The sequence below is a fragment of the Bradyrhizobium sp. 191 genome (assembly GCF_023100985.1).
GTDB lineage: Bacteria > Pseudomonadota > Alphaproteobacteria > Rhizobiales > Xanthobacteraceae > Bradyrhizobium > Bradyrhizobium diversitatis.
In genome coordinates this window covers 6,466,754-6,485,872 of record NZ_CP064692.1, presented here as the reverse complement: position 1 = coordinate 6,485,872, position 19,119 = coordinate 6,466,754, and the positions used below count along the sequence as shown (strand labels likewise).

Here is a 19,119-nt window from a genome sequence, read left to right as displayed (position 1 = left end):
CATAAGTTTCGAGGGAGGACTCAATGAGCACGCATATGTGGATTCGGCAGATTCATCGCTGGCTGTCGATTGCCTTCACGCTTGCGGTCATCGCCAACATCGTGGCGATGATCATGCAGGTCCAGGCCGTGTGGATCGGCTTCCTCGCGCTCGTGCCGCTGATCCCGCTGCTCGCGACCGGGCTCTATCTGTTCGCGCTGCCCTATGTCCGTCGCGGCACCCGCGTGAACGAGGCGTGATGATGAAGGCGGCGAAGAAGACTGGCGCGAAGGACGCGAATGCGGCTTCGCCTTCCAAGATGATCGACGGCCGGATCAAGGAGCTCGACGACTGGCGCGGCGCGATGCTGAGACGAATCCGCGGCCTGATCAGCGAGGCCGACCCCGATGTGGTCGAAGAGTGGAAGTGGCGCGGCGTTCCCGTGTGGGAGCACGACGGCATCATCTGCACCGGCGAAACCTACAAGGACGTGGTGAAGCTGACCTTTGCCAAGGGCGCGGCGCTGGAGGATCCGGCCGGGCTGTTCAATTCCGGCCTCGACGGCAACGTGCGGCGCGCGATCGATATTCGCGAAGGCGAGACCATCAACGAGAAGGCGTTGAAGGCGCTGATCCGCGCCGCGGTGGGGCTGAATGCGTCAAAGGCGAAGAAGAAGCCGGCGAAACGATCGACTTAGAACTTCGTGTAGCCACGAACGCCTTCCTTCTCCCCTTGTGGGAAAAGGATGAATTGGCCGAAGGCATTGAGAAGAAAGGTTCTTCCCGCTTTCGGCCTCCGGGCGATACTGTAAACCGATACTGTATTTCCCCGGACCCACCTATCCCCATAAAAAAGGCCCCGTATCGGGGCCCGGGCCCTTTGATAGGGCCCGGATCGGAGGGGCGGCCATGCGGCTCAATTATCATCGGGCGGCGAATGCTGGCGGCGCCGTCGTAGCAGATCAGGCGCGTTAGAAGTCCGCTATGCCATCAACAGCGGTACGAAGGCGGACATCGCCGGAGTTCCGTGTCGGGCCCAGAAGCCGACGTTCACTCGCCGTCCGCTCCTCTCAGGCTACGGCACGACTAGCACTGGCACACTTCCATTGGCCAAGACCTCAGATGTCTGGCTGCCCAAGAACAGCTTTCGGAGGCCGCGGCGACCGTGAGAGGACATGACGATCAAATCGCAACCGCGAGATTCTGCGGTTTTGATGATCGCGGTGGCCGGGTGCGAATCTGGAATATGCAAGAGCTCTGCAGGTACTGCGAATTGCGTTGCCATTGCGCGAGCTCCGTCGAGGACCTTCCTGGCCTGCTCCTCGTTGGCGGCGACAAATCGATCCATCTCGTCCTGCGAGGGGATGATCGCTCCCGCGTGCCCGCTCCCATAGTCGATGTACATCTCTTCAGTGACGGTGATGATCGTGACTTTGGCGTCGAGGGCCTTCGCCAGGAGAATGCCGTGCTTCACGCCTTTGGCCGCGACATCCGAGCCGTCCGTGCTCAACAGAATATTGGTGTACTGAGCTGCTGCTGGTTTGATGGACACCGAGATTAGGTGTTTCATGAAGCCGGAGGTGGGCGATGAAGAGACGGAAGTTCAGTCGCGAGTTCAAGATCGAGGCGGTCAAGCTGGTTAGGGAGCGTGGGGTGTCGGTGGCGCAGGCCGGGCGCGACCTGGATGTCCATGAGAACGTTCTGCGCAAATGGGTGAAAGAGTTCGGCTCCGATCCGGTGCAGGCCTTTCCCGGTCACGGCCAGATGAAGCCGGAGCAGCAGGAGATCGAGCGGCTGCGCCGTGAGGTCGCCAAGCTGAAGGCCGAGCGCGACATCCTAAAAAAGGCCGCAGCCTTCTTCGCGAAGGAAGCGACATGAAGTTCGTCTTCATCGCGAAGCACCGGACGATCTGGCCGGTGGCATGGCTATGCGATGCGCTCGGAGTATCGCGGTCGGGCTTCCATGCCTGGCTCAACCGCTCTCCCAGCGCCAGATCCCGCAGCGACGAGGAGCTCGGCGGCAAGGTCAAGGCCAGCTTCGCCGCCAGCGACCGCACCTATGGCGCACGCCGGGTGTGGCGCGACCTGCTCGCCGAAGGGGCGGATTGTGGCCTGCACCGGATTGAGCGGCTGATGCGGCTGCAAGGCTTGCGGGCGCGGCCGCGACGTCGACGCTTGCCGAAGGACAGCGGCGATCGACAGCTTGAGACCGTACCGGCGAACCTCCTTGACCGGCAGTTCGCCGCCGAGCGTCCGAACCAGAAATGGATCGCCGACTTCACCTATCTCTGGACGGCCGAAGGCTGGCTCTATGTGGCGGCGGTGATCGACCTGTTCTCGCGCCGGGTGGTGGGCTGGTCGATGAGTGCCGCCATGACCGCACAGCTCGTGACGGACGCATTGTTGATGGCCGTCTGGCGACGCGGCAAGCCGGATGCGCTGTTGCATCACTCCGACCAGGGCAGCCAGTACACAAGCGAGCAGTTCCAGCGCCTGATGGCCGACCACGGCATCGTTTGCAGCATGAGCCGATCCGGCAACGTCTGGGACAACGCGGCGATGGAAAGCTTCTTCTCCTCGCTCAAGACCGAGCGTACGGAAAGCAAAACCTACAGGACCAGAGACGAGGCACGAGCCGATGTGTTCGACTACATCGAAAGATTCTACAACACCACCCGCAGGCACTCGACCATCGGCTATCTCAGCCCGGTTGAGTTCGAGCGCAAGGTAGGATTAGCTTAACCCGGTGTCCATCAAACCGGCAGCAGCTCATACATTGTGGATCCCTTTTGGGTTGAGCTCATCATCGCACCAACTTTATCCGTTGTGTGGTGGCCGTCCACTCCCGGACACTCCTCGCGATCTCAGTGCACTTTTATGAAAGCCCACATTGACCGCCTTGGGCGGGCGCCAAAGCTGCAAAAGTAAGACCAAACCGAAGGTTGTAGTATAGCGGATTGGTTCAGGCCCAGCTTGAAAACGCGAATGTCCGATCAAACTCGCGCCTAAGAGTTGAAGGCGGGGGAAATGAGAATGCCGCAGTTTACCGTCAGCGTCTGCTTTCGCAGGCCCGGAATTGCATGGGATCAGGGTACGTCCAGAGACATCACCACGGTGACCGAGGCGGACAATGGCGTTCAAGCCGTGATGACCGTGCTTGGGTCAATTGAGTTCGACGAGCGTGCGGAACTGGTGCACTTCATTCATGTTGGACATCCTGACCCGTGAAGCCGAACTCGAAGGACCTTGCAGTAGAGGAGAGGCGGCGCTCCTGATCGCGATGGTCCTTCGGATCAATGCCGCGCTTGACGAGACGGGCGCGTTGTCGCGCGCGGTCATCGCATCGGAGAGCGAGACTTCCGGGTAAGCGCCGATCGCGAGCGTTTTCCGTGTGCCGACCTTGTAGTCGTAGCGCCAGAGCTTCGATCCATTGGTCTTGATCAGCAGATAGAGATTGCCCCCGACCGTGCGGCGATAGTCCTCGGCGGCGGCCTTGAGATTGCGAACCTGTACGTCGGTGGTGATGGCTTTCATGATACTTGCCGGTTTGGCTTTCGGTTGCCTGCCGGGGCGCCGATACTGTAATCGGTACTGTAAAGGCCCCCGGCTAGCGGCTTACGGCGGCGGATAACCGTTGACGGGAACGTATCGAGAAAGGTTCGTCGTTCAATGGGTTACGAGGTCTTCCGAATAACAAAGGATGGCCGCGAATAGCCGCTGATAGCTAACCTTTTCCCCTTGTGGGAGAAGGTGGCGCGCTTTGGAGCGCAATTGCGCTCCTGAGCGCGCCGGATGAGGGGGCTCCCTCGACACGGGAAAGTGTGGAGAGAGACCCCTCACCCCAGTGAGCTTGCGTCTGCCGGCGGCGCTGCCCTCTCCCACAGGGGGCGAGGGCACATCAACGCACATCTCGCGGTATTGCTTCGCCCAATCGGCCGCCTCACGCCACCGCCGCGGGAATCGGACGCGGGCTCACGACGTATTCGCGCAGGACCTTGTCGTTGGCATCGACCTCGATCAGCGCGACGTCGTAGGTCCAGAGATCGGCGAGGTGCTGGAGCACGCGCTTGGCGTCGGTCTCGTTGAGCTGGGAGCCCTTGATGACGTGGTGATGCAGGATCAGCCGGCGGTCGCCGGCGAGGTCGACGTCGACCACCTCGATGTTGGCGTCGATGAAGCCGACATCGTGCTGCCGCGCCAGCTCGCGGCGGACGCGGCGGAAACCGCGCTCGTCATGGATGGCATCGACGCGGATGCCGGCGCGCTCCTCGGGATCGTCGTGCAGATGGAACATGCGGAAGTGCCGCATCAATTTGGGACTCAGGAACTGGCCGATGAAGCTCTCGTCGCGGTAATTGGCCCAGACGTCGCGCAGCACGCCCATGACGTCGTTCTTGCCGGCGATGTCGGGGAACCACTCGCGGTCCTCGTCTTCCGGCCTGGTGACGATGCGCTCGATGTCCTGCATCACGGCAAAACCGAGCGCATAGGGGTTGAAGCCCGAGAATCGCGGGTCGTCGAACTCGGGCTGGAACACCACGTTGGTGTGCGATCCCAGGAATTCGAGGAAGTTGCCGTCGGTGATGCGGCCCTGCTCATGCAGCTTGGTCATGATGCGATAGTGGACGTAGGTCGCCGTCCCCTCGTTCATCACCTTGGTCTGGCTCTGCGGATAGAAATATTGCGCGATGTGGCGGACGATGCGCAAGAGCTCGCGCTGCCAGGGCGCCAGCCGCGGCGCGCTCTTCTCCAGGAAATAGAGCAGGTTCTCCTGCGGCAGGCCGAGCAGCTTGCGGCGGCGCTCGATGCTGAGCGTGGACCGGCTCTTGGCGACGCCCTTGGGTACGGTGCGCCAGAGATCGTTGAAGACCTCCTCCTCATGCTGGCGGCGGCGCCCTGCCCGCTTCTCCTCGGCGCGCAGATCGAGCTTCTTCTTGCCGGGATAACGGTCGATGCCGTGCGACATCAGCGCATGCGCGGCATCGAGCGTGCGCTCGACCTCGATGCGGCCGTAGCGGTCCTCGCACTGCATGACGTAGTTCTTGGCGAAGTCGAGATAATCCAGGATGCCGTCGGCATCGGTCCACTGCTTGAACAGATAATTGTTCTTGAAGAAATGGTTGTGGCCGAAGGCCGCGTGCGCGATCACCAGCGTCTGCATCGTCGCCGTGTTCTCCTCCATCAGATAGGAGATGCAGGGCGAGGAGTTGATCACGATCTCATAGGCGAGCCCCATCAGGCCCTTGCGATAGGACGCCTCATGGAAAGCAAAGTGCTTGCCGAACGACCAGTGCTTGTAGAACAAGGGCATGCCGACCGAGGAATAGGCGTCCAGCATCTGCTCGGCCGTGATGACCTCGATCTGGTTCGGATAGACGTCGAGCCCGAGATCCTTCAACGCCACCTCCTCGCAGGCATCGGTGATGCGCTGCAAGGTGTGGAAATCCCAATCGGCGCCTTCGAACAATCGTTCCGTCATGGAGCGGTCTTCTCCTGGGCAGTTTCGCGGCGCTGGAACAAGTCGTGGAACACCGGAAAGATCTCGCTTCGCTCCGAGACCTTGCGCATCGAGAGCGGTGCGCCGCTGTTGCGCAGGCGCTCGTAGAGCGTCCACAGCGAGGAGTCGGAGAGATCGAAGGCGCTGCCGCCTGCTTCCCCGACCTCGAGATAGGCGAAGAACTGGCAGACCGGCAGGATCTTGTCGGTCAGCAGGAGCCCCGTGAGCTCGCCGTCGGAATAGGAATTGTCGCCGTCGGAAGCCTGCGCGGCGTAGATGTTCCAGTCCGACGGGTTGAAGCGCTCGCGCACGATCTCGTGCATCGCCTGCAGCGCGCTGGAGACCAGCGTGCCGCCCGAGGCCGGGCCGTAGAAGAAGGTCTGCTCGTCCACCTCCTCGGCGCGGTCGGTGTGGCGGATGAAGACGATCTCGACATGCTTGTAGCGGCGCTTCAGGAACACGTAGAGCAGCATGTAGAAGCGCTTGGCCAGATCCTTCATGTGCTCGGACATCGAGCCGGAGACGTCCATCAGGCAGAACATCACGGCCTGCGCGACCGGTTTCGGCACCGTCTCGAAGCGCCGGTAGCGGATATCGAGCGGATCGATGAAGGGAATGCGCTTGGACTTCGCCTTCAGCCTCTCGAGTTCAGCGAGCAGCTCCGTGCGCTCGTCCTCGTCCGTGCATGCGGCGATGGCGGCTTCCAGCTCCTCGATCTCGTCCTTGCGGGGACGCTTGAGCGCGATGCGGCGCGCAAGCGCGAGCTTCACCGTCCGGCTTACCGAGATGTTGGCGGGCGAGCCCGACATGGTGTAGCCGGCGCGCTGGATGCCCTCGCTCTCGGTCTGCGCGATCTTGCGCTTGGCGAGATCCGGAAGCTCGAGGTCGTCGAGGAAGAGATCGACGAACTCGTCCCGGCTGAGCACGAAGCGGAAGGCGTCCTCGCTGTCGCCTTCGCCGGGACCGGAATCCTTGGCACTGCCCTGGCCGGAGCGCTGCAGATAGTCGCCTTCGACGAACTTCTTGTTGCCGGGCAGGACCATGTCCCGCGTTCCGCCTTCACGGCGGAAGCGCGGCTCGTGCATGCCGTCGAGCGGAATCGTGACCTCACCACCCTCCAGGACGTCCTTGATGTCGCGTTCCTGCGAGGTCTTCTTGACGGCGCCCTGCACCAGGGACTTGGCCCGACGCAAGAACCGCTGACGGTTCTCAAGACTCTTGCCGCCTGGATTCAGGCGCCTGTCAATAATGTGGATGGGCACTTTTCCATTCGCCTCCCAGGCGCCTCAACCGGCCTGCTTCACGCGCATGTACCATTCGACGAGCCGGCGAACCTGACGCTCGGTGTAGCCGCGCTCCACCATGCGTGCCACGAATTCGCCGTGCTTCTTCTCCGTCTCGCCGTCCTTCTTCGACCCGAAGGAGATGACCGGAAGCAGGTCCTCGACCTGGGAGAATATCCGCTTTTCGATCACATCGCGAATCTTCTCGTAGGAGGTCCAGGTCGGATTCTTGCCGCCGTTCTGGGCCCGCGACCGTAACGAGAATTTGACGACCTCGTTGCGGAAGTCCTTGGGGTTGGCGATCCCCGCCGGCTTCTCGATTTTCGTCAGCTCCTGGTTCAAAAGCTCGCGATCAAGCAGCTGGCCGGTGTCGGGATCCTTGAAGTCCTGGTCCTCGATCCAGGCGTCGGCATAGTCGACGTAGCGATCGAACAGGTTCTGGCCATAATCCGAGTAGGATTCGAGATAGGCCTTCTGGATCTCGTTACCGATGAACTCGGCATAGCGCGGCGCCAGCTCCGCCTTGATGAATTCGAGATAGCGCTTCTCGGCCTCCTCCGGCAGCTGCTCGCGGCGGATCGCCTGCTCCAGCGCGTACATCAGATGCACGGCGTCGGCGGCGACCTCCTGCGGATCGTGGTTGAAGGTCGCAGCCAGGATCTTGAAGGCAAAGCGGGTCGAGACGCCGTCCATGCCCTCGTCGACGCCGGCGGCGTCGCGGTATTCCTGGACGCTGCGCGCCTTCGGGTCGGATTCCTTCAGGCTCTCGCCGTCGTAGACCCGCATCTTGGCGAACAGGGTGGAATTCTCGTGCTTGCGCAGGCGCGACATCACCGAGAACCGAGCCAGCGTCTCCAGCGTCGACGGCGCACAAGGAGCCGACGCCAGCTCGGAGCCCTGGATCAGCTTCTCGTAGATCTTCTGCTCCTCGGTGACCCTGAGGCAGTAGGGCACCTTGATCACGCAGATGCGGTCGATGAAGGCCTCGTTGTTCTTGTTGGCCTTGAAGCTCGCCCACTCGGCCTCGTTCGAGTGCGCCAGGATGATGCCGGTGAAGGGGATCGCACCGATATTCTCGGTGCCGATGTAGTTGCCTTCCTGCGTTGCGGTCAGCAACGGGTGTAGCATCTTGATCGGCGCCTTGAACATCTCGACGAACTCGAGCACGCCCTGGTTGGCGCGGTTGAGGCCGCCGGAATAGCTGTAGGCGTCGGGATCGTTCTGGGCGTAGGTCTCGAGCTTGCGGATGTCGACCTTGCCGACCAGCGAGGAGATGTCCTGGTTGTTCTCGTCACCGGGCTCGGTCTTGGCGATCGCGATCTGGCGCAGCCGCGACGGCTGGATCTTTGCGACCCGGAACTGGGAAATGTCGCCGCCGAAGGCCTCCAGCCGCTTGTAGCACCACGGGCTCATCAGGCCGGTGAGACGACGGCGCGGAATGCCGTACTTCTCTTCCAGCATCGGGCCGAGCTGATCGGGATCGAACAGGCTGAGCGGGCTTTCGAACACGGGCGAGAGTTCGTCGCCGGCCTTGAGCACGTAGATCGGATGCACTTCCATCAGTGACTTCAGCCGCTCGGCGAGCGAGGACTTGCCGCCACCGACCGGGCCGAGCAGGTAGAGGATCTGCTTGCGCTCTTCGAGACCTTGCGCCGCGTGACGGAAGAAACCGACGATACGCTCGATGGTTTCTTCCATGCCGTAGAAGCCGGCGAAGGCCGGATAGGTGCGGATCGTGCGGTTCAAAAAAATACGGCCAAGGCGTGGGTCCTTGGCCGTGTCAATCGTCTGGGGCTCACCGATCGCCGCTAGCAGTCGTTCGGCCGCGTTCGCGTATTTCATGGGATCGCTTCGACACGATTCCAGATATTCCGCCATCGACATGTCGTGCTGGCTTCTCGCCTCGAACGACCGAGCGAAAGCGTTGAACAAAGAATCGTTGTACATGATCCCTCTCCGCGTGAGTTCCGCTACAAGCTGAAACGAAAGCAGTTACCGGACCGTTCCTCAGGCCGTTTCGAATCAGCGTGAGCACATGACGATCATTGGACACCCGGGTGCCAACTCGACGCAACGCACAACGTAGGCACTCTCTGAGTTACGAACAGGCACATGCCTGTAATTTGTGCGAATCTTTGTCTATATTGGCTCATTTCCAGAAAATGTCACTCGGTCGCAACATCCGGGCATTCCCGGGGATACGTCCATCCGGCAATGCAGCATAGCGATCCGGGCGCGGCGATCTTATGACACTTGTACGGCGAAGCCTTGTACGCCGAGCCCTGCACCCCGAAGCCTTGGGGACCGCGTTCATCTTTCCTGCTGCAATGCAGTGCGCGGGCTGCTGGCCGCGTGACAGTCGCGGCAAGCGCGCAGCAGTGTATCAAAATCGGTCGCCTGGCCCTCCGACCGGATGACGATACGATCATTCTGGCGATCATCCTGCGGCTGCGGCATTCTTCAACCGAAATGTCGGCGCGACGCCGACATAGTCATCGTCATCTCGTCGTCGCCAAGACCATCCCAGCAGTCGATGGCAAGGCTCGCACTGAGCAAGATCATGCAAGGCCCGCCGCGACCAGCAGCCGCATCGACTGGAATTTGGAGATCACGCAATCCGTCGGCGAGACCGCAGACGCAACCTACCGCTGGCTATTGGCAACGGCCAGCGCCAAATCTTCGCGGCGGGCGAACATGTGTTTCCCAGCATGGCCCCTCGCGGCCACACCACATCACAACACCCGCTGGATCGCCATGATCGCGACGGAGTTACACCGGAGGGTATGACGCACGTACCCTTGATTGGTTCCCTCCCGGGAGCATGTAAGCTAGAGGATAGCGCGTCAGGACCGGCGCGGAAACCCCCTCGTCCGCAGGCTTGGAGAAAATAAACATCATGAATCCCGTCAAAGAACTGGAAAAGCACGGACAAGCGGTCTGGCTCGACTTCCTGGCCCGTGGCTTCATCGCCAAGGGTGACCTGAAGCGGCTGATCGACACCGACGGCGTCAAGGGCGTCACCTCCAACCCGTCGATCTTCGAGAAGGCGATCGGCAGCTCGGACGAATACGATGCCCCGATCGGCAAGGCGCTGAAGCGCGGCGACCGGAATGTGGCCGACCTGTTCGAGGCCGTCGCGGTCGAGGATATCCAGAACGCCGCCGATGTGCTCCGCCCGGTCTATGACCGCCTCAAGGGCGGCGACGGCTATGTCAGCCTGGAAGTCTCGCCCTATCTCGCGATGGACACATCAGGCACGGTCGCCGAGGCGCGGCGGCTCTGGAAGGACGTCGGTCGCAAGAACCTGATGGTGAAGGTGCCGGCAACGCCGGAGGGCCTGCCGGCGATCGAGCAGCTGATCGGCGACGGCATCAGCATCAACATCACGCTGCTGTTCTCCAAGGCGGTGTACCTCGAAGTGGCCGAAGCCTACATCGCTGGGCTCGAAAAATACGTCGCAGGCGGCGGTGACCCCTCGCATGTTGCGAGCGTGGCGAGCTTCTTCGTCAGCCGCATCGACTCGGTGGTCGACAAGCAGCTCGACGAGAAGATCGCGCGCGCCAACGATCCATCCGAGAAGGAACGGCTCGCCGCGCTCAAGGGCAAGGTCGCGATCGCCAATGCCAAGCTCGCCTATCAGGACTACAAGCGCCTGTTCTCGGGTCCCCGCTGGGAGAAGCTCGCCGCCAGGGGCGCCAAGCCGCAGCGCATGCTGTGGGCCTCCACCGGGACCAAGAACAAGGATTACAGCGACGTCCTCTATGTCGAGGAGCTGATCGGTCCCAACACCATCAACACCGTGCCGCCGGCGACGCTGGATGCGTTCCGCGACCATGGCAAGCCGCGCGACAGCCTGGAGGAGAACGTCGAGGACGCAAGGCGCGTGCTGGAGGAACTGGAGCGCTCCGGCATCTCGCTCGAGGCGATCACCGAGGAGCTGGTCAAGGACGGCGTCAAGCTGTTCGCCGATGCCGCCGACAAGCTCTACGGCGCCGTCGCGCACAAGCGCGCGGTCGTGCTCGGGCCCGCACTCGACCGCCAGCTTCTCTCGCTCGGCGACGGTCTCGGCAAGGCCGTGACTGAGAGCACCGAGGACTGGCGGGCGTCCGCCAAGATCCGCAGGCTGTGGCGGCGCGACAAGTCGGTCTGGACCGGTGCGGACGAGGACAAATGGCTGGGCTGGCTCGACAGCGCGGCCAAGGCCGACATTGCCGATTACGAGGACTATGCGGGCCGCGTGAAGGGCCAGAAATTCTCCGATGCCGTCGTGCTCGGCATGGGCGGATCGAGCCTGGGGCCCGAGGTGCTGGCCGAGACCTTTGGCAAGAAGCCCGGCTTCCCGAAGCTGCACGTGCTGGATTCCACCGATCCGGCGCAGGTGCGGGCGATGGAGGCGAAGATCGACATCGCCAACACCGTGTTCATCGTCTCCAGCAAGTCCGGCGGCACCACAGAGCCGAACGCGATGAAGGACTATTTCCATGAGCGGGTTGCCGAGGCCGTCGGGCCGAACGTGAAGACCGGCCATCGCTTCATCGCGGTCACCGATCCCGGCTCGTCGCTGGAGAAGGCGGCGAAGAAGCTGAGCTATGCCCGCATCTTCCATGGCGAGCCCTCGATCGGCGGCCGCTATTCGGTGCTATCGCCCTTCGGCCTCGTGCCGGCGGCGACCGCGGGCGTTGACGTCAAGACCTTCATCAAGCATGCGCTGGCGATGGCCCGCTCCTGCGGGCCGGACGTGCCGCCAGCTGAGAACCCGGGCGTGCAGCTTGGCCTCGCCATGGGCCTCGCAGGCCTCGAGGGCCGCGACAAGGTGACGATCCTGGCGTCGAAGAAGATCGCCGATTTCGGCGCCTGGGCCGAGCAGCTCATCGCGGAGTCCACCGGCAAGGAAGGCAAGGGCCTGATCCCGATCGAGGGTGAGCCGCTCGGCGATCCCAGCGTCTATGGCAACGACCGGTTCTTCATCGACATCCGTGTCGACGGCGAAGCGGACGCTGCCCACGATTCGAAGCTCGCGGCGATCGAGGCGGCGGGCCATCCCGTCGTGCGCATCGTCATGAAGTCGATCGAGCATCTCGGCCAGGAGTTCTTCCGCTTCGAGATGGCGACGGCAGTCGCCGGCGCGATCCTCGGCATCAATCCGTTCGACCAGCCCGACGTGGAAGCGGCCAAGATCAAGACCCGCGAGCTCACCGCCGCGTTCGAGAAGACCGGCGCGCTGCCGGAAGAGCAGCCGGTGGTCAGCACCGACGAGGCCGATCTCTACACCGACGAAGCCAACGCCACCGCACTGCGCGCCGCCGGCGCCAATGGCGATCTCACCTCCTGGCTGAAGGCGCATCTCTCCCGCTCGAACCATGGCGACTATGTCGCCCTGCTCGGCTACATCGCGCGAGACAAGGCGACGATCGACGCGCTCCAGGCCATGAGGTTAGAGGTACGCGAGAAGCGGCATGTTGCGACTTGCGCAGAGTTCGGCCCGCGCTTCCTGCACTCGACGGGACAGGCCTACAAGGGCGGGCCCGACAGCGGCGTGTTCCTCCAGATCACGGCGGACGATGCCAGGGATCTGCCGGTACCGGGGCAGAAGGCCAGCTTTGGCGTCATCAAGGCTGCGCAGGCACGCGGCGATTTCGACGTGCTCACCGAACGCGGCCGGCGCGCGCTGCGTGTGCACCTGAAGGGCGGAGTCAAAAAAGGCCTCGCTGCGCTCAATGCGGCGCTCAACGACGCACTGAACTAAGGGAATCTCTCACATGCAACTCGGCATGATCGGCCTCGGCCGGATGGGCGGCAACATCGTTCGCCGCCTGATGCGACAGGGACATTCGACCGTAGTCTACGACAAGGACGCCAGGGCCGTCGCCGGCCTTGCCGCCGACGGTGCGACAGGTTCGGCGACTCTGGAAGAGTTCGTCGCGAAACTCGAGCGGCCGCGCGCGGCCTGGGTGATGCTGCCTGCGGGACACATCACCGAGACGACGATCGAGACGATCGCGGGCGTGATGCAGGCGGGCGATGTCATCATCGACGGCGGCAACACCTTCTGGCAGGACGACGTCCGCCGCGGCAAGGCATTGAAGGCGCGCGGCATCCACTATGTCGACGTCGGCACCTCCGGCGGCGTCTGGGGCCTCGACCGCGGTTACTGCATGATGATCGGCGGCGAGAAGCAGGTGGTCGACCGGCTCGATCCGATCTTCGCCGCGCTCGCGCCCGGCGCCGGCGACATTCCGCGCACCGAGGGACGCGAGGGCCGCGATCCCCGCATCGAGCAGGGCTACATCCATGCCGGCCCCGTGGGCGCCGGTCATTTCGTCAAGATGATCCACAACGGCATCGAATACGGCCTGATGCAGGCCTATGCCGAAGGCTTCGACATTCTCAAGAATGCCAGTATCGAGGCCTTGCCGGCGGATCACCGCTACGATTTCGATCTCGCCGACATCGCCGAAGTGTGGCGGCGCGGCAGCGTGATTCCGTCCTGGCTGCTCGACCTCACCTCGACCGCACTCGCCGACAGCCCCCAGCTGTCGGAGTACTCCGGCTTCGTCGAAGATTCCGGCGAAGGTCGCTGGACCGTGAATGCCGCGATCGACGAGGCCGTGCCGGCCGAGGTTTTGACTGCGGCGCTCTACACACGTTTCCGTTCCCGCAAGGAACACACCTTCGCCGAAAAAATTCTCTCTGCGATGCGTGCAGGGTTCGGCGGCCACAAGGAGCCGAAGCAGCCGGGCGCGGCGAAGCCCAAATGAGATCGAGCAGGACGTAACAAGCGAAGGCCGAACATTCGTGACAAAAGACCCGCAGCCAAAGCGCAAGCCGGAAAATTGCGCCTTCGTCATCTTTGGCGTGACCGGCGACCTGACCCACCGGCTGGTGATGCCATCGCTGTACAATCTGGCGGCCGAGAATCTGTTGCCGGAAAAATTCTGCGTCGTCGGCGTCGCCCGCAAGGGCCAGTCGGATGACGAGCTGCGCGACAGCCTGATGAAGGGCCTGCGCGAATTTGCGACGCGGCCTGTCGACGATGACATCGCCAGGCAGCTGCTGCAATGCGTCACCTTCGTCGAGGCCGATCCGAACGACCCGCCGTCGTTCGACCGCTTGCGCGAGCATCTGGATTCTCTGGAGTGCTCGCAAGGCACCGGCGGCAACCGCCTGTTCTACCTCGCGACCCCGCCGGCCGCATTCGCGCCGACCGCGCGGGAGCTCGGCCGCACCGGACTGATGAAGGAGAACGGCGCCTGGCGGCGGCTGGTGATCGAGAAGCCGTTCGGCACCGATCTCGCCTCGGCCCGCGCGCTCAACGCCGAACTCCTGAAGATCATGGACGAACACCAGATCTACCGGATCGATCACTATCTCGGCAAGGAGACGGTTCAGAACATCCTGGTGCTGCGCTTCGCCAACGGCATGTTCGAGCCGATCTGGAATCGCAATCACATCGACCACATCCAGATCACGGTCGAGGAGAAGCTCGGCGTCGGCCATCGCGGCGGCTTCTATGATGCCACCGGTGCACTGCGCGACATGGTGCCGAACCATTTGTTCCAGCTGATGTCGCTGGTCGCGATGGAGCCGCCGACGCGCTTCGATGCCCATTCGGTCCGTTCCGAAAAGGCCGAGGTGCTGACGGCGATCCAGCGGCCGAGCCGGGACGAAGCGCTGAAGAGTTCGGTGCGCGCGCAATATCTCTCAGGCCGCATCGGCGACGAGAATATCCCGGACTATCGCAAGACCGCGGACGTCAAGCCCGGCAGCACCACCGAGACCTATGTCGCGCTCAAGCTGATGATCGACAATTGGCGCTGGGCCGGCGTGCCGTTCTATCTGCGCACGGGCAAGGCGCTGGCGCACAAGCGCACGGAAGTCGCGATCAAGTTCAAGCAGGCGCCGCTATCGATGTTCTCAGGCACGGCGGTCGACCGCCTGTCGCAGAACTTCCTCACCATCGGCATCGCGCCGACCGAGACCATCGAGCTTCAGTTCAACGCCAAGATCCCCGGACCGAGCGTCACCATCGACGGCGTCGAGATGAAATTCCGCTACGGCGACTATTTCCGCGCCGATCCCTCGACCGGCTACGAGACGCTGATCTACGACTGCATGATCGGCGACAACATCCTGTTCCAGCGCGCCGACGGCGTCGAGGCCGGGTGGCAGGCGGTGCAGCCGTTCCTGGACGCCTGGACAAGCGCCGGCACCAACGGCATCGAAACCTATGAAGCCGGCAGCGACGGCCCCGCCTGCGCCGATGAGCTGCTGCGGCGCGACGGGCGAAGCTGGCGGAAGTACTCGTGATGGCCGCGGCCGACCAGCCGAAGCTGATCGTCGAAGCTGATGCCGAAGCTCTTGCCCGCGCCGCGGCCGAACGGGTGATGGCGCGGCTCGCGGTCAATCCCGGACGGATCGCGATCTGCCTCACGGGCGGCTCCAGCCCGAAGAAGCTCTATCAGCTGCTCGGCAGCGAAGCCTGGCGCGGCCGGATTCCGTGGGACCGCGTGCACTGGTTCATCGGCGACGAGCGCTTCGTACCCGAGAGCGATCCGCTCAACAACATGGCGATCGCGCGCGCGGCGTTTCTCGATCGCAATGCGCCCGCCGGCCATATCCACCCGATTCCGACCGCGGCCGAGAATCCGGATGCCGGCGCGGAAGCCTATGCGCGCGAGCTGCAGGCCTTCTATGGCGCAGACCGGCTCGATCCGCAGCGCCCGCTGTTCGATCTCGTCCTGATGGGCGCCGGGCCCGACGGCCACACCGCCTCGCTATTTCCGGGTTATCCCGAGATCGAGGAGACCCGACGCTGGGTCGTCGGCGTCGCCAAGGCCAATGTCGCGCCCTTCGTGCCGCGGGTCTCGCTCACCCTGCCCGTTCTGGCCTCCTGCCGCGAGATGCTGTTCGAGATTGCCGGTCACGACAAGCAACCGATCTTGACGCGCCTGCTCAATGGCGAGAATCTGCCGGCCTTGCGCGCGCGCTCGAATGGCGAGACCGTCTGGCTGGTCGATAGGGCCGCGCTTCCGGAGGACATTCGTGGGCCGCGCTGAAGCACCTTGTGCATTGATCGTGATGGGCGTGTCGGGTTCGGGCAAGAGCACGGTTGCGAAGGCGCTCGGCGAGCGGCTCGGCTGGCGTTTCGAGGACGGCGACAGCTTCCATCCCGCCAGCAATGTCGAGAAGATGCGGGCCGGCCATCCGCTCACCGACGAAGACCGCTGGCCCTGGCTCAATGCCATCGCCGACGAGATCGCGCGCGTGTGCGGACGCGGCGAGCACGTCATCATCGCCTGTTCGGCGCTGAAGCACACCTATCGCGACGTGCTGCTGCGCGGTCGCGACGACGTCCGCTTCGTCTTCCTGAAGGGCACGAAGGAGCTGATCGCCGAACGGCTGGCCCATCGCAAGGGGCACTTCATGCCGCCCGAGCTGCTGACGAGCCAATTCAACACGCTGGAGCCGCCCGAGGCCAGCGAGCACGTCGTGACCGTCTCGATCGACGAATCCGTCGAAGCGATCGTGGACGGCGTGGTGCGCCAATTGAAGCTGGGCGGCGCGATACCCAAGGTCCTGCCATGACGCAAATCTCACTCGTGGTCTCCGATGTCGACGGCACGCTGCTGACCAAGGACAAGACGCTGACCGAACGCGCGCGAGGCGCGGTGCAGCGGCTGCACCAGGCCGGCATCGGATTCACCATCACCTCCAGCCGCCCCGCGATCGGCATGCGCTTCCTGATCGAGCCGCTGGCGCTGTGGCTGCCGGTCGGCCCGTTCAACGGCTCCTCGATCGTCGATCCCGAGATGAGGCCGGTCGAGCAGCACCTGATCCCCGCGCGCGCGGCCGAGCGGTCCTTGCAGATCCTCCGCGAGTTCGGCGCCGACATCTGGCTCTTCACCACCGACAAATGGCTGATCGACAATCCCAGCGGCAGCTACGTCGCCCACGAGCAGCACACGATCCGCGCCGACCCCACCATCGTGTCCGATTTCTCGCCCTATCTCTCGAGCGCCTGCAAGATCGTCGGCGCCAGTGCCGATGCCGCGGGGCTCGCGGCTTGCGAGAAGGCGATGCAGGAGGCGCTCGGCAGCGAAGCCACCGCGGTGCGCTCGCAGACCTACTATCTCGACGTCACCCCGCCTGGCTTCGACAAGGGCACCTTCGTCGAGGCGATGGCCAAGCGCCTGGGCATTGCGACCGGCGCGGTCGCCACCATCGGCGACATGCAGAACGACCTCGCAATGTTCCGCGTCAGCGGCACCTCGATCGCCATGGGCAACGCCGCCGACAACGTCAAGGACCAGGCCACCCACGTCACCGCGAGCAACGAGCAGGACGGTTTTGCCGAGGCGATGGAGATGATCCTGAAGTGGAATGGGGTTGGCTGAGCTTGCGGCGCGCTCGTTCAACCTCTCCCGCTTGCGGGAGAGGTCGCCGCGTAGCGGCGGGTGAGGGTTCTCGCCTCTCGGGGGCTCTCGCCAGCGGAGAGAGCCCTCACCCCAACCCTCTGCCGCAGGCGGGAGAGGGAGCGCACCTCCCTCGGAGCGCCCAGCTTACTTCGATCGCTGCACCGCCGCCTTCTCGCTCTCCTGCCTTGCCGCCGACAGATTTTGCGCCGTGTTGATCAGCGCGATGTGGGTCAGCGCCTGCGGGAAATTGCCGGTCTGGCGCCGTGCGACTGAATCATATTCCTCGGCCAGCAGGCCGACGTCGTTGGCAATCCCGGCCACGCGATCGAGCAAGGCTTGCGCCTTGTCGAGATCGCCTGACAGCACATAGGCGTCGGCCAGCCACAGGCTGCAGGCCAGGAACGCGCCTTCGAGCGGCGGCTGGTCCGCCGGCAGCTCGCGCGGATCGTGCCGCAGCACGAAACCGTCGCGCATCAGGCATTTCTCGACGGAAGCGATGGTGCCGCGGATGCGCGGATCGGAGGGCGGCAGGAAGCCGACGGCGGGCAGCAGCAGCACGCTGGCATCGAGCAGCTTCGAGCCGTAGGATTCGACGAAGGCGTTCTCCTCCGCATCGAAGCCCCGGTTGCAGACGTCGCGATGAATCGCATCGCGCAAGGTGCGCCAGTGCAGGAGCGGCGCCTTGAAGCCGAAGGTCTCGGCGCTCTTGATGCCGCGATCGAATGCGACCCAGGTCATCACCTTGGAGAAGACGTAGTGCTTGGGCTGTCCGCGCCGCTCCCAGATGCCGTGATCGGGCCGGTCCCAGACCTCGGCCAGATGATTGAGTACAGCGCATTCCAGCGCCCAGGTCTCGTCGTCGAGCTGGAGCTTGGCCATGCGCGACTGGTGAAAGGCATCGATCAACTCGCCATAGACGTCGAGCTGGAGCTGCGCATGCGCGGCGTTGCCGACCCGCACCGGCTGGGCACCCTCGTAGCCGCCGAGCCAGCCCGCCTCCCATTCCAAGAGCCGCCGCTGTCCCCAGATGCCGTACATGATCTGCATGTTCGCCGGCGAACCGGCGGCTGCGCGCAGCAGCCAGTTGTGCCAGGCCAAGGCTTCCTCGGTGTAGCCCGAGTTCATCAGCGCCAGCAGCGTGAAGGTCGCATCGCGCAGCCAGCAGAAACGGTAGTCCCAGTTCCTGCTGCCTCCGAGCTTTTCCGGCAGTGAGGTGGTGGGCGCCGCGACGATGCCGCCGGTCGGCGCGAAGGTCAGCGCCTTCAGCGTGATCAGCGAGCGCAGGACGAGATCCTGGTATTCGCCGTCGCGGGTGCAATGGCTGCACCAGTCCTGCCAGAACTTCTCGGTCTCCTGAAGCGCCAGTTCCGGATCGATCGGCGCAGGCGGCTCGAGATGCGAGGGGCCGTAGGTCAGCACGAAAGGCACGGTCTCGCCTTCCTTCACCTCGAAGTCGGAGACGGTGGTCAGGTCCTCGCCGCGGGTCTCGATCGGCGTGCGCAACACCGTCATGTCCTGGCCGGCGATGGCCATCAAGGAATGGTCGATCCGTCGCACCCAGGGAATGTCCACGCCGAAGCCGAAGCGGATGACGAGCTCCATCCGCATCTTCACGGTGCCACGGATGCCGCGGACCAGCCGCACGATGTCCGACGCCTTGCCGCGCGGCGGCATGAAGTCGATCAGCGCGACGGTGCCGCTCTTCGTCTCAAAACGCGTTTCGAGAATGAGGGTATTGCCGAGATAGCGCCGCGAGATGCGGGTCGCGGTCTCGCTCGGCGCGATCAGCCAGCGCCCGTTCTTGGGCGTGCCGAGGATGGCGGCAAAGCAGGCGTCGGAATCGAAGGCAGGCCAGCACAGCCAGTCGATCGAGCCGTTGCGCCCGACCAGCGCCGCGGTCTCGCAATCGCCGATCAGCGCATAGTCCTCGATCCTCTGAGACAATGT

The 19,119-nt window shown here is 63.7% G+C and carries 16 protein-coding genes; 10 read left to right on the top strand and 6 right to left on the bottom strand.

The window, feature by feature from the left end; all coding sequences use genetic code 11:
• Positions 1-23: 23 nt before the first annotated feature.
• A complete protein-coding gene (locus tag IVB23_RS30350) occupies positions 24-239 on the top strand; it encodes a hypothetical protein (RefSeq protein ID WP_247801048.1) in 216 nt (71 codons plus the stop codon).
• Positions 239-676: a DUF1801 domain-containing protein gene (locus IVB23_RS30345; RefSeq protein WP_247801047.1), complete on the top strand. Its 438-nt coding sequence runs from the start codon at positions 239-241 to the stop codon at positions 674-676. Before IVB23_RS30350 ends, IVB23_RS30345 begins: the two co-directional genes overlap by 1 nt.
• Positions 677-1,053: 377 nt before the next feature.
• Here IVB23_RS30345 and IVB23_RS30340 read toward each other — a convergent pair whose 3' ends face one another.
• Positions 1,054-1,530 (bottom strand): universal stress protein, encoded by a 477-nt coding sequence (locus tag IVB23_RS30340; protein ID WP_247801046.1) that lies wholly within the window; start codon positions 1,528-1,530, stop codon positions 1,054-1,056.
• 35 nt (positions 1,531-1,565) lie between these two features.
• Here IVB23_RS30340 and IVB23_RS30335 point away from each other — a divergent pair.
• A protein-coding gene (locus IVB23_RS30335; protein WP_247800703.1) for an IS3 family transposase occupies positions 1,566-2,719 on the top strand; the annotation gives its coding sequence in 2 pieces (ribosomal slippage) (positions 1,566-1,815 and positions 1,815-2,719; 1,155 coding nt in all).
• Between the two features lie 420 nt (positions 2,720-3,139).
• Here IVB23_RS30335 and IVB23_RS30330 read toward each other — a convergent pair.
• The 4 genes from IVB23_RS30330 to IVB23_RS30315 form a co-directional block, all read right to left on the bottom strand.
• The gene (locus tag IVB23_RS30330) at positions 3,140-3,511 is read right to left on the bottom strand and encodes an Arm DNA-binding domain-containing protein (protein WP_197968916.1); all 372 of its coding nucleotides are present in this window, start codon (positions 3,509-3,511) and stop codon (positions 3,140-3,142) included.
• Positions 3,512-3,917: 406 nt separating this feature from the next.
• The gene (locus tag IVB23_RS30325; RefSeq protein ID WP_061877062.1) at positions 3,918-5,456 is read right to left on the bottom strand and encodes a SpoVR family protein; all 1,539 of its coding nucleotides are present in this window, start codon (positions 5,454-5,456) and stop codon (positions 3,918-3,920) included.
• A complete protein-coding gene (locus IVB23_RS30320) occupies positions 5,453-6,730 on the bottom strand; it encodes a YeaH/YhbH family protein (protein WP_197488628.1) in 1,278 nt (425 codons plus the stop codon). The genes IVB23_RS30325 and IVB23_RS30320 overlap by 4 nt, the downstream gene beginning before the upstream one ends.
• A 30-nt stretch (positions 6,731-6,760) precedes the next feature.
• Positions 6,761-8,704, bottom strand: coding sequence for a PrkA family serine protein kinase (locus IVB23_RS30315; RefSeq protein ID WP_061877064.1), 1,944 nt, complete (start codon positions 8,702-8,704; stop codon positions 6,761-6,763).
• A gap of 306 nt (positions 8,705-9,010) precedes the next feature.
• Between IVB23_RS30315 and IVB23_RS30310 the strand changes: the two genes are divergently transcribed.
• From IVB23_RS30310 to IVB23_RS30280, 7 genes are all read left to right on the top strand, one after another.
• Positions 9,011-9,544, top strand: a complete 534-nt coding sequence (locus IVB23_RS30310; RefSeq protein ID WP_247801045.1) for a hypothetical protein — start codon at positions 9,011-9,013, stop codon at positions 9,542-9,544.
• Between the two features lie 109 nt (positions 9,545-9,653).
• On the top strand, positions 9,654-12,503 hold the full coding sequence (locus IVB23_RS30305; RefSeq protein WP_197968914.1) for a bifunctional transaldolase/phosoglucose isomerase: 2,850 nt from the start codon (positions 9,654-9,656) through the stop codon (positions 12,501-12,503).
• Positions 12,504-12,516: 13 nt separating this feature from the next.
• On the top strand, positions 12,517-13,515 hold the full coding sequence (gene gnd / locus IVB23_RS30300; RefSeq protein WP_197968913.1) for a phosphogluconate dehydrogenase (NAD(+)-dependent, decarboxylating): 999 nt from the start codon (positions 12,517-12,519) through the stop codon (positions 13,513-13,515).
• Between the two features lie 37 nt (positions 13,516-13,552).
• Positions 13,553-15,064 (top strand): glucose-6-phosphate dehydrogenase, encoded by a 1,512-nt coding sequence (gene zwf / locus IVB23_RS30295; protein ID WP_061877067.1) that lies wholly within the window; start codon positions 13,553-13,555, stop codon positions 15,062-15,064.
• Entirely contained in the window at positions 15,064-15,813 is a 750-nt protein-coding gene (gene pgl, locus IVB23_RS30290) for a 6-phosphogluconolactonase (protein WP_247801044.1), read from the top strand. The genes zwf and pgl overlap by 1 nt, the downstream gene beginning before the upstream one ends.
• Entirely contained in the window at positions 15,800-16,342 is a 543-nt protein-coding gene (locus tag IVB23_RS30285) for a gluconokinase (protein WP_247801043.1), read from the top strand. Before pgl ends, IVB23_RS30285 begins: the two co-directional genes overlap by 14 nt.
• Positions 16,339-17,151, top strand: a complete 813-nt coding sequence (locus IVB23_RS30280; protein WP_061877070.1) for a Cof-type HAD-IIB family hydrolase — start codon at positions 16,339-16,341, stop codon at positions 17,149-17,151. Before IVB23_RS30285 ends, IVB23_RS30280 begins: the two co-directional genes overlap by 4 nt.
• Before the next feature lie 165 nt (positions 17,152-17,316).
• On the opposite strand, the gene IVB23_RS30275 is transcribed toward IVB23_RS30280, so the two are convergent.
• Positions 17,317-19,116 carry a glycoside hydrolase family 15 protein gene (locus IVB23_RS30275; protein ID WP_247801042.1) on the bottom strand — a complete coding sequence of 600 codons (1,800 nt, stop codon included), beginning with the start codon at positions 19,114-19,116 and terminating at the stop codon, positions 17,317-17,319.
• Between the last annotated feature and the right edge of the window lie 3 nt (positions 19,117-19,119).

Bases quoted from the DNA above. Each gene is read 5' to 3' on its own strand.
- IVB23_RS30330 (WP_197968916.1), bottom strand. From the start codon at position 3,511: ATGAAAGCCATCACCACCGACGTACAGGTTCGCAATCTCAAGGCCGCC.
- gnd (WP_197968913.1), top strand. From the start codon at position 12,517: ATGCAACTCGGCATGATCGGCCTCGGCCGGATGGGCGGCAACATCGTT.
- IVB23_RS30325 (WP_061877062.1), bottom strand. From the start codon at position 5,456: ATGACGGAACGATTGTTCGAAGGCGCCGATTGGGATTTCCACACCTTG.
- IVB23_RS30315 (WP_061877064.1), bottom strand. From the start codon at position 8,704: ATGTACAACGATTCTTTGTTCAACGCTTTCGCTCGGTCGTTCGAGGCG.
- IVB23_RS30345 (WP_247801047.1), top strand. From the start codon at position 239: ATGATGAAGGCGGCGAAGAAGACTGGCGCGAAGGACGCGAATGCGGCT.
- pgl (WP_247801044.1), top strand. From the start codon at position 15,064: ATGGCCGCGGCCGACCAGCCGAAGCTGATCGTCGAAGCTGATGCCGAA.
- IVB23_RS30280 (WP_061877070.1), top strand. From the start codon at position 16,339: ATGACGCAAATCTCACTCGTGGTCTCCGATGTCGACGGCACGCTGCTG.
- IVB23_RS30305 (WP_197968914.1), top strand. From the start codon at position 9,654: ATGAATCCCGTCAAAGAACTGGAAAAGCACGGACAAGCGGTCTGGCTC.
- IVB23_RS30350 (WP_247801048.1), top strand. From the start codon at position 24: ATGAGCACGCATATGTGGATTCGGCAGATTCATCGCTGGCTGTCGATT.